Here is a 13,201-nt window from a genome sequence, read left to right as displayed (position 1 = left end):
GCTCGCCGGCAAAAGTAGCAAGCTACTTTCCCGCTGCCGCTCGACTTGCATGTGTTAGGCCTGCCGCCAGCGTTCAATCTGAGCCATGATCAAACTCTTCAATTTAAGTTTGGTTTGCGTTCATTCGATACCGAGGTAACGAACTTCAGCGGCTCAATGAATTGCTGAAATAAACTGTTCGGCTTGTTATTGCTAACAAGTCGTTTTGGTCACTTCACCAGACATTGAAAATCAAAAATTGTTTTTGATGCTCGATGCTGTGAGTGCCCACACAGATTGCTTGATTCAAATTGTTAAAGAGCGTTGCAACGTTTTGTCGCTGCGGGAGTGGCATTCTACTCAACCGCCTTCTCGAGTCAAGCCTTATTTTCAGAGGCTTTATCGAGGCACCGACCGGCTTGTTTGCGTTGCCGCTTGCCCTGTCGATGTGGCGCATTATAGGGAGCGAGGTCGGATTGGCAAGGCTAATTTCGCATAATATTCGTATTTGCAGTCCAACCGTTCACTAAGCAATCAAAGTGATGCACCAGCGTTCGATGAGGGGACCAATTGAGTGTGCTTTCTTCATCTTGGTGGATGGATGGGGTCGACAGATCAAACTTGTTTCGAATTGGTTTTCCCGATCGCCATTAGCATGGTGATCGGGATCCCGCCTTCGGGTAACATAGCGCCCCTTTGCGATTCTCACACTCTTGGGCTTTGGAGAGTTTAATGCCTTTTGCACTTGGCCAGCGTTGGATTAGTGATACAGAGACGGATCTGGGGTTGGGGACTGTCGTTGCTGTTGAAGGACGCATGGTTACCCTGTTGTTTCCGGCTACCGGTGAAAACCGTATGTATGCCAAAGAAGAGGCGCCGGTCACCCGGGTCAGCTTCAATGTGGGCGACCAGATAGCCAGTCATGAAGACTGGACCATGCTGGTTGAAGAAGTGCAGGAGAAGGATGGGCTGCTTATATATGTAGGTGTCCGCACCAATAACGAGGAGCCCGTCGTCCTCAAAGAGGTGTTCCTCAGTAACTTCATCAAGTTCAACAAGCCGCAGGATCGCCTGTTTGCCGGTCAGATCGATCGGATGTCCCGTTTTACCCTGCGCTACGAAGCCCTGATCAACCAGCACCAGCGTCGCCGCAATCCGACCCGTGGCCTGGCCGGCGGCAAGGTCAGCCTGATCCCGCATCAGCTCTATATTGCCCACGAAGTGGGTCATCGCTATGCCCCGCGCGTGCTGCTGGCCGACGAGGTGGGTCTCGGCAAGACCATAGAAGCAGGCATGATCATCCATCAGCAACTGCTCTCCGGTCGTGCCCAGCGCGTGCTCATCCTGCTGCCGGAGACCCTGCAGCACCAGTGGCTGGTCGAGATGCTGCGCCGCTTCAACCTGCACTTCTCCCTGTTTGACGAGGAGCGCTGCATCGAAGCCTTTGCGGACGCCGAGAATCCGTTCGAGACGGAGCAGCTGGTGATCTGCAGCCTCGACTTCTTGCGCAAGAAGCGCCGCCGCTTCGAGCAGGTGTTGGAAGCCGAGTGGGATCTGCTGGTCGTCGACGAAGCGCATCACCTGGAGTGGAGCGAGGAAGCACCGAGCCGCGCCTACGAGATGGTGGAGGCCCTGGCCGAACAGGTACCGGGCGTGCTGCTGCTGACCGCCACCCCGGATCAGCTGGGCCACCAGAGCCATTTCGCTCGTCTGCGCCTGCTCGATCCCGAGCGCTTCTACGATTACGACGCCTTCCTCGCCGAGGAGCAGGCCTATGGCCAGGTGGCCAGCGCCGCCCAGGAACTACTTGCGGGCGAGACCCTGAGCGACGAAGCTCGGCAGATCCTCGCCGGCCAGCTGGATGGACTGGACTTGAGCAATGCCGCCGCCCGTGAACAGGCGGTTCGCAAGCTGCTCGATCAGCACGGCACCGGCCGCGTGCTGTTTCGCAACAGCCGCGCCAACATTCAGGGCTTCCCCGAGCGTCACCTCAACGTCTACCCCATGCCGCTGCCGGAGCAGTACAAGACCGCAGTCAAGGTAATGGGCATGATGGGCGGCAACGGGGGCGATCTGCAGACTCGCGCCCTGCGTTACCTCTATCCGGAGAAGATCTTCCAGCAGTTCGAAGGCGACAATGCCAGCTGGACCCAGTTCGATCCGCGCGTCGACTGGTTGCTGGAGCTGCTGCTCGGCGCCCGCCAGCAGAAGGTGCTGGTGATCTGCTCCGAGGCCGCCACCGCCATCGCACTGGAAGAGGCGCTGCGCACCCGCGAGGGGATCCGTGGCGCAGTGTTCCACGAGGGGATGTCCATCCTGGAGCGGGACAAGGCGTCTGCCTACTTCGCTCAGCAAGAGGGCGGCGCCCAGGTGCTGCTCTGCTCCGAGATAGGCTCGGAGGGTCGCAACTTCCAGTTTGCCAGCCACCTGGTGCTGTTCGATCTGCCCCTCAACCCGGATCTGCTGGAGCAACGCATCGGTCGTCTCGATCGGATCGGCCAACAGAACACCGTCGAGATCCATGTCCCCTATCTGACCGGCACCGCCCAGCGGGCCCTGCTGCTCTGGTATCACGATGGTCTGGATGCCTTCGAGCAGACCTGTCCCACCGCCCGCCCGATCTTTGAAGCGGTGCGGGACGAGTTGTTCGAGCTGCTGGCCGCCAACGACGGCGAGCAGACGGTGCTGGATGCCCTGCTGGTCAAGACCCGCGAGCTGCACGAGCCACTCAAGGCTCGGATGGAGCAAGGCCGCGATCGGCTGCTGGAGATCCACTCCAGCGGTGGCAACGCCGCCCTCGCCCTGGTCGAGAAGCTGGACGCCGAGGATGATGACACCGGCATGATCTCCTTCGCCCTCAAGATGTTCGACGAGATCGGCGTCAACCAGGATGACAGGGGTGAGAATGCGCTGGTGCTGACCCCCGGCGATCACATGCTGGTGCCAAGCTTCCCGGGCCTGCCCCAGGATGGCATGACCATCACCTTCGATCGCCCCACCGCCCTGGCACGGGACGACATGGCGCTGCTCTCCTGGGAGCACCCCATCATGCGTGGCGGTATCGATCTGATCCTGGGTTCCGAGATCGGCGCGACCTCGGTCTCCCTGTTGAAGAACAAGGCCCTGCCGATCGGCTCCATCCTGCTCGAGCTGATCTTCGTGGCCGAGTCGGCGGCGCACCCCCAGCTCTACCGCTTCATGCCGCCGACCCCGATCCGCTTGCTGATGGACAAGAATGGCCAGAACCTGGGTGAGAAGGTGGCGTTCGATGCCTTCAACCGTCAGCTGACCCCGGTCAACCGCCACCTCGGCAGCAAGCTGGTGACCGCGTCCCAGCCGGTGATCCACGGCTTGATTGGCAAGGGCCAGGTCATTGCCGAAGAGCTGAAGGCCGCCATAGTGGACAAGGCCCGCGCCCAGATGGCGCAGACCCTGCAGCAGGATCTGGACCGACTGGAGGCGCTCAAGGCGGTCAATCCGAACGTGCGCGACAGCGAACTGGATTATCTGCGCAACTTGCAGGCAGAATTGCACCACCTGATCGATCAGACCCAGCTCAAGCTGGATGCCATCCGCTTTATCGTGGTCACCCATAACTGATGGGGGCCATCCCCTTGATTGAAGATGCGAGACGCTATGTTTGAATATTCACCGCCTCTGGAACCCTGGCTCGATATCCTGTTCAACGACAAGGACATCATGGTGGTCAACAAGCCTACCGGCCTGCTCAGCGTGCCCGGGCGCGGGCCCGAAAATGAAGACAGCGTCCTGCACCGGGTCAAGCAGCAGCACCCCAAGGCGGCGGCGGCCCATCGCCTCGACATGTCCACCACCGGGGTGATCGTCATTCCCCTCACCCCGAACGCCCACCGGGAGCTGAGTCGGCAATTTCGCGAACGGGAGACCGAGAAGCATTACCTCGCCTGGGTCTGGGGTGAGCCGCAGGCGGACTCCGGTCAGGTCGATTTGCCGCTCTGCGTGGACTGGCCCAACCGCCCCAGGCAGAAGGTGGACTTCGAGGAGGGCCGCCATGCCCTGACCCTGTGGGAGAAGCTGAAGGTGGAGAATGGCAACAGCCTGATCAAGCTGACGCCGATCACCGGCCGCTCCCACCAGTTGAGGGTGCATATGCTGGAGCTGGGGCACCCCATACTCGGTGACAACCTCTACGCCCACCCCGACGCACTGGCCGCGGCGCCGCATCTCTATCTGCATGCGGCCATGCTGACCATCGCTCATCCCCGCAGCGGCGAGCGGATGAGCTTCGAGGCGCCGGCGCCCTTCCCGCTCTGAGCCGGATGTTGCGCATAAAAAAAGCCCCCATCGATCGATGGGGGCTTTTTCATTAGGATCAAACGTGAATATTGATGTTGCTTCCCAAGGCTCCAGTCGCCGATGTAACTGGCGCCTGAGCTGGCTGGGCGGCCGTCTGCAGCAACTTCAGCGCGGTTTCGCCGTCCTGGAGTTGCTGTTTTTTCGCCAGACTGGCCGTCATCAAGGCAGAGCCGTATGACGTAGATGCAGAGCTAGAAATATCCATTGTGTACCTCCTGCCTAAGCTCTATCGGCCATTGTGTACCGAACATGAGCCCTATCGGTCAGATCAGGTAGGCCTTGTCCGGTGAGCGCCGTGCCAGCCAACGCTCCTCCATCTCCAGCAGGGTCTGATAGGCCTTGGCCGCCTGCTCGGGCCGGCTGAACAGATAGCCCTGACCGTAGAGGTGGATATCGGTCAATGAGCGCAGCACATCGAGCTGGCCCTGGGTCTCTATGCCCTCGCAGACCAGCTTCTTGCCCAGCATGGAGGCCATGCGACAGATGTTGGCCACCAGCTCGGCCGCCTCGATGGAGGTGTCTATCCCCTGGATGAAGGAGCGGTCGATCTTCACCTTGCTGACCGGCAATTTCTGCAGGTAGCTGAGGGAGGAGTAGCCGGTACCGAAATCGTCAAGCGCCAGCTGCACCCCCTGCTGGTTAAGATCCTGCATCAGCTGCAGCGAGTTCTTCACCTCGCGCATGGTGGTGTCCTCGGTCACCTCCAGCACCAGACTGGAGGCGGGGATGTGGTGCTCCATCAATGCCTTGGCTACCAGTTTCAACAAGTTGCGCTGGTACATACCGGGCGAGATGTTGACGCACATCTGCAGATCGACCAAGCCCAGATGCTGCCACTTGTAGAGCTGCTCGCAGGCGGTGTTCAGGACCCAGCTGCCGAGTTTCTCCGCCAACTGGAACTCCTCCGCCACCTGGATCACCTCGTTGGGCGGGATAAAGCCCAGCTCGGGGTGGCGCCAGCGCAGCAGCGCCTCGACCGCCTCGCAGCGACCGTTCTCCAGGTTGACGATGGGCTGGTAGTAGAGCTCGAGCGCATTGTGCTCCAGCGCCATCACCATGTCGGAGGCGAGGTGCTTGCGCCTGGCGGTTTCATTGAGCAGGGAGTTGTCATAGATGACATAGGGCACATGGGTCTTGCGGCTGTGGAACAGGGCCTGCTCCGCCCGGCTGAGCAGCTCCTGGGTCTGGTTGCTGTCCATGGGGAAGAAGGCGATGCCGATCCCTACCTCCAGCCGGAACGGGTAGTTGTCGATAAGAATATCCTGCTTGATGGCATGCAGGACCCTCGCCACCAGTTCCCTGACCTGGCGCAGATCGCTGCTCTCCCGCTGCAGCATGGCCAGCTGATCGCCGCCAAGGCGGGCGACCCATTCGCCATTTTCACACAGGGTTCGCAGCCGCTTCGCCAGCTCCTGCAGCAGGATATCCCCGGTGTTGTAGCCAAACTTGCTGTTGATGTCCCTAAAGTCGTTGATGTCGATCAGCACCAGTCCGAACGGGGTATCGCGGCCGACGTAGGACTCCATCTTCTCCAGCAACGCCAGCCGGTTGGCGAGGCCGGTCAATGGATCGATCCGCGCCATTCTGAAGTGGCGCCTGGCCTCACGAATAAGCAGACCGCTGAGCAGGATGACGGAGATCACCAGGCCGGATACCATGAACAGCAAGGCGTTGCGCAGCTGGCCAAAGCGCTTGTCGTTGCCGGAATAGACGTTGATGTTGTTCTGCATGACGGAGGCGAGGGAGTAGGACAGCGGCTCTTGCAGGGGGGCGAGCCGCATCATGATCTGCTGATAATCCGGTGTACCCGGTTTCAGCACGGCCAGCTTGGGTTCCAGCTCCCGGATGTTGTTCTCGGTCAGCTGGACCAGTCGCAGCGTCTTCTGATTGTCTGCCAGGCTCTTGCGCAGCTGGCCGCTCAGCAGGATAGGGGTGCGGCTCCAGAGAATGTCGTAGCGCAGCAGCAGGGCCTCATGGTCGATCCCGCCGTAATGGTAGATCTCCACGGCATTGAGAAAGCGCCCCAGCTCGAGCTGGAGCTGCATCAGGGCCCAGGAGACGTCGTAGGTGTACTTCTCCATCACCCGGGTCGCATTCTGTATCTGCACCAGACAATACAGGGTGCTACCCGTGAACAGCAGAATGGATAGATAGAGAACGCCGAGTAAGGGCCAGGCCCTGGTCTTCGCTTTCACCCCGTACTCCCGCAAGCAACCATCGTCAGTCTTGAATATCGATCGAACTCAGCTGCCAGATCATCATGTCGGTGAATTCGGACCGCTTGAGTTCGGGATTCTGATCCAATGGCAGAATAAACCAGAGCGGCCCCTTGTCACGTACCCGCATGGTCACACCGTCATCCTGCCAGGCCAGGATAGGATCGTACTGCTTGACCTTATCCCAGTTGATCCGGATCTGGAAACTGTTCAGGGCAGTGAGAGTGATGTTCTTGCCCTTGCCCCCCACCGCCACCATCAGATCCGACAGCTTGGGGCCCACATACTTGTGCGGCTTGTCCACCCAGGGGCTGGCCGTCACTATCTCATGCTGCGGCAAGGCCTGGAGCATGGTCAGGTCGAAGGCGACCTCGCCGTCGGCCGGTTCGGCGGGATCCACATTACCTGTCACCTTGAGGATCACGGGCCCCTGCGGGGCCGCCACGGCCATGGCGGGCATGACAAGGGAAAACAGTAATGTAATCAGGCCTAAATTTCGCATGTTTACCTCAGATGCTGTCGATATTAATAAGCTCATTCTAGTAGCACTAAAAAAAACGGCCCGCAAATGCGAGCCGTTTGATAACTACGACAGGATTACATCATACCCATGCCGCCCATGCCACCCATATCAGGCATGGCAGGAGTGTCTCTCTTCGGCAGTTCGGTGATCATGCACTCGGTGGTGATCATCAGACCGGCGATGGACGAGGCAAACTGCAGCGCGGAGCGGGTTACCTTGGTCGGATCCAGGATCCCCATGGCCAGCATGTCGCCGTACTGTTCGGTGTAAGCGTTGTAACCGAAGTTACCTTCGCCATTCTTCACTGCGTTAGCAATGACGGAGGCTTCTTCACCGGCGTTGATCACGATCTGACGCAGCGGGGCTTCCATGGCGCGCAGCGCAACCTTGATACCCACGTTCTGGTCTTCGTTGTCACCACGCAGGTCGGCCAGTTTGGCGGCAACGCGTACCAGCGCCACACCACCACCGGCAACCACGCCTTCTTCCACGGCGGCGCGAGTGGCGTGCAGGGCATCGTCAACGCGGGCCTTCTTCTCTTTCATCTCGACTTCGGTGGCAGCACCGACCTTGATCACGGCAACGCCGCCAGCCAGCTTGGCCACGCGCTCTTGCAGCTTCTCACGGTCGTAATCGGAAGAGGTCTCTTCGATCTGCTGACGGATCTGGGCAACACGGCTTTCGATCAGGGCAGCATCACCCACGCCATCGATGATGGTGGTGTTCTCTTTGGTGATCACGATGCGCTTGGCACGGCCCAGATCTTCCAGGGTCGCTTTCTCCAGCTCCATGCCCACCTCTTCGGAGATGACGGTACCGCCAGTCAGCACGGCGATATCCTGCAGCATGGCCTTGCGACGGTCACCGAAGCCAGGCGCCTTGACGGCGGCAACTTTGACGATGCCACGCATGGTGTTGACCACCAGGGTCGCCAGCGCTTCGCCTTCCACGTCTTCGGCAACGATCAGCAGCGGTTTGCCCGCCTTGGCCACGCCTTCCAGCACCGGCAGCATTTCGCGGATGTTGGAGACTTTCTTGTCCACCAGCAGGATGAAGGGGTCATCCAGCTCGACGGCGCCGGTTTCCGGCTTGTTGACGAAGTAAGGGGAGAGGTAGCCACGATCGAACTGCATGCCTTCTACCACGGCCAGCTCATCTTCCAGACCCTGACCGTCTTCGACGGTGATGACGCCGTCACGACCGACCTTGTCCATGGCTTCGGCGATCAGTGCACCCACTTTCTCGTCGGAGTTGGCGGAGATGGTGCCTACCTGGGCGATGGCATTGTTGTCGGCACAAGGAGTGGACAGCGCCTGCAGCTCGGCGACGGCAGCCACGACGGCCTTGTCGATACCGCGCTTCAGATCCATCGGGTTCATGCCGGCGGCAACGGCCTTCAGGCCTTCATTGACGATGGCTTGCGCCAGTACGGTAGCGGTAGTGGTACCGTCACCGGCGGCGTCGTTGGCCTTGGAAGCGACTTCCTTGACCATCTGGGCGCCCATGTTCTGGAACTTGTCTTCCAGCTCGATTTCGCGCGCAACGGAGACGCCATCCTTGGTGATGGTCGGGGCACCGAAGGACTTGTCCAGTACCACGTTGCGGCCTTTCGGGCCCAGGGTTACCTTGACGGCGTCGGCCAGGATGTTGACGCCTTCCAGCATTTTGATGCGGGCTTCGTTGCCAAACTTAACTTCTTTAGCTGCCATGTTATTCGGTCCTTAAATCAATTCGGGGAAAAGGGAGTGATTACTCTTCGACAATCGCCAGGATGTCGGTCTCGGACAGGATCAGCACGTCCTGGCCATCCAGCTTCTCGGTCTTCACACCGTAGCCTTCGTTGAAGATCACCTTGTCACCTACCTTGACGGCGAGGGCTTTGACATCGCCATTGTCCAGAATTCGACCAGTCCCCACGGCAAGAACTTGACCACGGGTGGACTTCTGGGCCGCAGTGCCAGTCAAGACGATGCCGCCAGCGGATTTGGCTTCAGCTTCGATGCGCTTGATGATGACGCGGTCGTGCAGTGGACGAATTTTCATCGATAACTCTCCCAAAATGAGTCTCTGTGTTGCTTGAGGAATGGCCACGCTTGGCCAAATTTGTTATGCCCCTGATCTGGGGCAATTTGGGTAGCCCTTCAAGGGCAAATACAAAAAAAATATTTTCACGTACTATGAACATCTTTGATGGATCAGCAACCCCCACCAGGAAGGCGGATGGACGTGGCCGGCATTTCGGCCCAGAGCAACAGAGACGATTCCCTTGAGCCGACCCAATCCCATGCTGACCGCACCCATGCCCTCCGTGCTACTGCGCATGACGGCTCCCATGATCCTCGGCATCGTCGCCATCCTGGCCTTCAATCTGGTCGATACCTTCTTCATCGGCATGATGGGCACCCAGGCGCTGGCCGCCATCAGCTTCACCTTTCCGGTGACCTTCGTGGTGACCTCCCTGACCATGGGACTGGGGGCCGGCCTCAGTGCGCTGCTCGGCCATACCCTGGGCCAGGGCCGTCACGACGAGGCCGCGCGCATCACCACCGACTGCCTGTTCCTCGCAATTATCCTGGTATCTCTGCTCGCGGCGCTGGGGGCGCTGACCATAGATCCCCTGTTCACCCTGCTGGGGGCCAGTGCAGAGCTCATCTCGCTGATCCACGACTACATGCTGATCTGGTATCTGACCGTGCCCATGCTGGCACTGCCCATGGTCGGCAATGCCGCCATCCGGGCGACCGGGGATACCAAGACGCCGAGTCTGGTGATGGGGGTGGCCGGCCTGGTCAACGGGGTGCTGGATCCCCTGCTCATCTTCGGCATAGGCCCCTTCCCCGAATGGGGCATCGGTGGCGCCGCCATCGCCACCTCTATCTCCTGGCTGATGGCCATGCTGGTCAGCCTCCATATACTGCGCAAGCGGGAAGGGCTATTGCTGTGGCATCTCTCCCCCCGCCCCCAGCTGCTGGCCCACTGGCGCGCCTTGCTGCATGTGGCGGTGCCCGCCTCTTTTACCAACATGCTCAACCCCCTCGCCAACGCCGTGCTGATGATCATCTTTGCCGGGCTGGGGACCGAGATGGTCGCCGCCTATGGCGCCGCCTCTCGGGTCGAGGCGCTGCTGCTGATCGTGATGATGGCGCTCTCCTCGGTGCTGGCCCCCTTCATCTCGCAAAACTGCGGGGCGGGCAACCCGGCGCGGGCCAGGGCGGCCCTGCTGCTCTGCATGCGCTTCGCGCTGCTGTTCCAGCTCGGGCTCTATGCCCTGACCTGGCTGCTGGCCCCCTTCATCGCCGGCCTGTTCAGCGACCATCCCAAGGTGGTGCAGCTCATCGTGCTCTATCTGTATCTGGTGCCGGTCGGCTATGGTTTTCAAGGCATGGTAATGCTGCTGGCGTCCGCCCTCAACGGCGTAAGAGCCTCGACGGTATCTTTCCTGTTCAATGGCTTGCGTCTGTTTGTCTTCTTGCTGCCAGGGGCCTGGCTGGGGGCAACACTGGGGGGGGAGCAGGGGGTCTATCTGGGGATACTGCTGGCCAACCTGGCGGCGGGCATACTGGCTTGGGTTTATGCCCGCCGCAGGTTCGAATCCCTGTGCCATCAGGGCAACCCCTGATGGCCATTGGCTGAGGCAGCGACTTACTCTTTGCGCTCACTCTTTACGTTCAAACTCGCCCTCTATGGTGGTGCCACCACGATTGACCTGATCCGGTTGCCCATTGCCCGGACGCGCTTCGAACGGAGGCGGCGTCTGGAAGCCCCCCATCTGCATCCTGAACTGGCTGCTGCCCACCAGCTTGTCGGCCAGCCGGTTGCGCAACCAGGGTTGCAGCAGCAGGATGCCGAAGAAATCGGTCACGAAACCCGGGATGATCAGCAGCAGACCGGCCAGTGCCAGCATCATGCCCCCCATCACCTCGCGGCCCGGCATCTCTCCTTGCTGCATCTTCTGCTGCGCACTGAACAGGGTCTTGATCCCCTCGCTGCGCACCAGGGAGGAGCCCAGCACGGCGGTCAGCACCAGCAATCCCACGGTCGGCAAGGCACCGATCACGGATCCCACTTCGATCATCACCGTGAGCTCCAGCAATACCAAACCAACCAACAACAGCAGTAACTTGCCCATAATGACCTCGGTACGGGTGAAATAGATCAACCTGTGATGCATGCGACCGACGGGAACGAGCCGCCAACCCACCATTCTATCGGTTTCTAACCAATAAAATGGGGCATCACATTCATTTTTCAAGCCCATGAGTGATGCCGATCGGGATTCAGACAAATATCCTCCCGAACAACTGGGATTGAAGTGGTTGATCTGTCAAAGTAAATAGCTCAATTGCAATATCTGTTTAATGACCACAAGATCTTTGGGGCTGCCTCAAATTTAGTGATCCAGGTCTAATATCAGATACCTCAATTGAGGTAATATCTACCGCAGTAATTGCACAGGGAGCAACAGGCTCCCAACTGCCCCACTCGATGTGTGGTGCTTCAGGATGAACCGTGCGTAAGGAAGTCGCGACCACTCGGTGAGGATTGTTTCCATTTATCTGATTTCTGAGGCATTACAATGAGTGACATCAAGAACGTCCGCATTGAAGAAGACCTGCTGGGCACCAAAGAAGTTTCCAACGATCTCTATTACGGTGTGCATACCCTGCGCGCAGTCGAGAACTTCAAGATCAGCACTCAGAAGATTTCTGACGTTCCAGAATTTGTCCGTGGCATGGTGTTAACCAAGAAGGCCGCCGCCCTGGCCAACGGTGAACTCGGCACCATCCGTCCCGAAATCGCCGACAAGATTATCGAAGCCTGCGATCTGATGCTGAACACCGGCAAATGCTTCGACCAGTTCCCGGTCGACGTTTATCAAGGCGGCGCCGGTACCTCCGTCAACATGAATACCAACGAAGTGCTGGCCAACATCGCCCTCGAGCTGATGGGGCTGGAGAAAGGGCGTTACGACGTCATCAACCCGAACGACCACGTCAACAAGTGCCAATCCACCAACGACGCCTACCCGACCGGCTTCCGCGTTGCCGTGGTGAACAGCACCGACACCACCCTGTTTGCCCTCGAAGCGCTGATCGCCGCCTTCGATGACAAGGCCAAAGAGTTCAAGAGCATCCTCAAGATGGGCCGTACCCAGCTGCAGGATGCGGTACCCATGACCCTGGGTCAGGAATTCCACGCCTTCGCCGTCACCCTGCGCGAAGAGATCAAGTCCATCAAGCGCTGCCAGGAGCTGCTGCTGGAAGTGAACCTGGGCGCGACCGCCATCGGTACCGGCCTGAACACTCCGCCCGAGTACTCCGCTCTGGCCATCAAGCGTCTGGCCGAGATCACCGGTCGCGCCTATGTGCCGGCTGAAGATCTGATCGAAGCGACCTCCGACTGCGGCGCCTACGTGATGCTGCACGGCGCCATCAAGCGCATGGCGATGAAGATGTCCAAGATCTGTAACGATCTGCGTCTGCTCTCCTCCGGTCCGCGTACCGCCCTCAAAGAGATCAACCTGCCGGAAATGCAGGCAGGCTCCTCCATCATGCCGGCCAAGGTCAACCCGGTTATCCCGGAAGTGGTCAACCAGTCCTGCTTCAAGGTATTCGGTAACGACGTCACCATCACCTTCGCCGCCGAAGCCGGTCAGCTGCAGCTGAACGTGATGGAGCCGGTGATTGGTCAGGCCATGTTCGAATCCCTGAGCCTGATGGAAAAAGCCTGTATCTCCCTGCGCGAGAAGTGTGTCGAAGGCATCACCGCCAACCCGGAAATCTGCATGAACCACGTGCTGAACTCCATCGGCATCGTGACCTACCTGAACCCCTTCATCGGTCACCACGAGGGTGACATCGTCGGCAAGATCTGCGCCCAGACCGGCAAGAACGTCCGTGAGGTCGTGCTGGAACGCGGCCTGCTGACCGCCGAACAGCTGGACGAGATCCTCTCCATCGAGAACCTGATGAACCCGCAATACAAGGCCAAGCGCTACACCCGCGAAGCCACCGTATAAGGGTATCGATGGGCCGGGATCACTCCCGGCCCATAGAGTCAGTTCCCGATTGGCCTCCCCCAGTCCTATCGGGAATTGGCTTTTCTGCCACAAAAAACCTAAAAAAAACTGGAAATTGGAGTGTTCGCT

At 59.4% G+C, this 13,201-nt stretch carries 10 protein-coding genes and 1 rRNA gene; 4 read left to right on the top strand and 7 right to left on the bottom strand.

The genetic code is table 11. The features are described from left to right. Positions 1-105, bottom strand: a 16S ribosomal RNA gene (locus tag KW821_RS09290); the annotation flags it as partial. 606 nt (positions 106-711) lie between these two features. Here KW821_RS09290 and rapA point away from each other — a divergent pair. Together rapA and rluA are read left to right on the top strand one after the other, a co-directional pair. Then, a complete protein-coding gene (gene rapA, locus KW821_RS09285) occupies positions 712-3,579 on the top strand; it encodes an RNA polymerase-associated protein RapA (protein WP_218291216.1) in 2,868 nt (955 codons plus the stop codon). 36 nt (positions 3,580-3,615) lie between these two features. Continuing rightward, positions 3,616-4,272 (top strand): bifunctional tRNA pseudouridine(32) synthase/23S rRNA pseudouridine(746) synthase RluA, encoded by a 657-nt coding sequence (gene rluA, locus KW821_RS09280; RefSeq protein ID WP_042652169.1) that lies wholly within the window; start codon positions 3,616-3,618, stop codon positions 4,270-4,272. Positions 4,273-4,330: 58 nt separating this feature from the next. Here rluA and KW821_RS09275 read toward each other — a convergent pair whose 3' ends face one another. The 5 genes from KW821_RS09275 to KW821_RS09255 all read right to left on the bottom strand — a co-directional run bounded on the left by KW821_RS09275 (position 4,331) and on the right by KW821_RS09255 (position 9,096). Continuing rightward, positions 4,331-4,519 (bottom strand): hypothetical protein, encoded by a 189-nt coding sequence (locus KW821_RS09275; protein WP_042652168.1) that lies wholly within the window; start codon positions 4,517-4,519, stop codon positions 4,331-4,333. A gap of 58 nt (positions 4,520-4,577) precedes the next feature. After that, positions 4,578-6,509 (bottom strand): bifunctional diguanylate cyclase/phosphodiesterase, encoded by a 1,932-nt coding sequence (locus tag KW821_RS09270; protein ID WP_042652167.1) that lies wholly within the window; start codon positions 6,507-6,509, stop codon positions 4,578-4,580. A gap of 25 nt (positions 6,510-6,534) precedes the next feature. After that, complete coding sequence (locus KW821_RS09265; protein WP_218291215.1) at positions 6,535-7,032, bottom strand: molybdopterin-binding oxidoreductase; 498 nt, start codon at positions 7,030-7,032, stop codon at positions 6,535-6,537. Between the two features lie 95 nt (positions 7,033-7,127). Next, the gene (gene groL / locus KW821_RS09260; protein WP_042652165.1) at positions 7,128-8,762 is read right to left on the bottom strand and encodes a chaperonin GroEL; all 1,635 of its coding nucleotides are present in this window, start codon (positions 8,760-8,762) and stop codon (positions 7,128-7,130) included. Positions 8,763-8,802: 40 nt separating this feature from the next. Beyond that, the gene (locus KW821_RS09255) at positions 8,803-9,096 is read right to left on the bottom strand and encodes a co-chaperone GroES (RefSeq protein ID WP_041214497.1); all 294 of its coding nucleotides are present in this window, start codon (positions 9,094-9,096) and stop codon (positions 8,803-8,805) included. A gap of 241 nt (positions 9,097-9,337) precedes the next feature. Here KW821_RS09255 and KW821_RS09250 point away from each other — a divergent pair, with 241 nt between their 5' ends. After that, entirely contained in the window at positions 9,338-10,672 is a 1,335-nt protein-coding gene (locus KW821_RS09250) for an MATE family efflux transporter (protein WP_256353402.1), read from the top strand. 36 nt (positions 10,673-10,708) lie between these two features. On the opposite strand, the gene KW821_RS09245 is transcribed toward KW821_RS09250, so the two are convergent. After that, positions 10,709-11,182, bottom strand: a complete 474-nt coding sequence (locus KW821_RS09245) for an FxsA family protein (protein ID WP_218291213.1) — start codon at positions 11,180-11,182, stop codon at positions 10,709-10,711. A 447-nt stretch (positions 11,183-11,629) separates the two neighbouring features. Between KW821_RS09245 and aspA the strand changes: the two genes are divergently transcribed. Continuing rightward, positions 11,630-13,072 carry an aspartate ammonia-lyase gene (gene aspA / locus KW821_RS09240; protein WP_042652163.1) on the top strand — a complete coding sequence of 481 codons (1,443 nt, stop codon included), beginning with the start codon at positions 11,630-11,632 and terminating at the stop codon, positions 13,070-13,072. Positions 13,073-13,201: the final 129 nt, after the last annotated feature.

The sequence above is a fragment of the Aeromonas sp. sif2416 genome (genome assembly GCF_019218665.1).
In the GTDB taxonomy this organism is placed as follows: domain Bacteria; phylum Pseudomonadota; class Gammaproteobacteria; order Enterobacterales; family Aeromonadaceae; genus Aeromonas; species Aeromonas encheleia.
Note: the sequence above shows the minus strand (reverse complement) of the source record. Positions and strands in the feature narration are given on the sequence as shown.

Excerpts from the sequence above, each read along its gene's own strand:
- KW821_RS09245 (WP_218291213.1), bottom strand. The coding sequence starts at position 11,182 with ATGGGCAAGTTACTGCTGTTGTTGGTTGGTTTGGTATTGCTGGAGCTC.
- KW821_RS09265 (WP_218291215.1), bottom strand. The coding sequence starts at position 7,032 with ATGCGAAATTTAGGCCTGATTACATTACTGTTTTCCCTTGTCATGCCC.
- groL (WP_042652165.1), bottom strand. The coding sequence starts at position 8,762 with ATGGCAGCTAAAGAAGTTAAGTTTGGCAACGAAGCCCGCATCAAAATG.
- aspA (WP_042652163.1), top strand. The coding sequence starts at position 11,630 with ATGAGTGACATCAAGAACGTCCGCATTGAAGAAGACCTGCTGGGCACC.
- rapA (WP_218291216.1), top strand. The coding sequence starts at position 712 with ATGCCTTTTGCACTTGGCCAGCGTTGGATTAGTGATACAGAGACGGAT.
- KW821_RS09255 (WP_041214497.1), bottom strand. The coding sequence starts at position 9,096 with ATGAAAATTCGTCCACTGCACGACCGCGTCATCATCAAGCGCATCGAA.
- KW821_RS09250 (WP_256353402.1), top strand. The coding sequence starts at position 9,338 with ATGCTGACCGCACCCATGCCCTCCGTGCTACTGCGCATGACGGCTCCC.
- KW821_RS09275 (WP_042652168.1), bottom strand. The coding sequence starts at position 4,519 with ATGGATATTTCTAGCTCTGCATCTACGTCATACGGCTCTGCCTTGATG.
- rluA (WP_042652169.1), top strand. The coding sequence starts at position 3,616 with ATGTTTGAATATTCACCGCCTCTGGAACCCTGGCTCGATATCCTGTTC.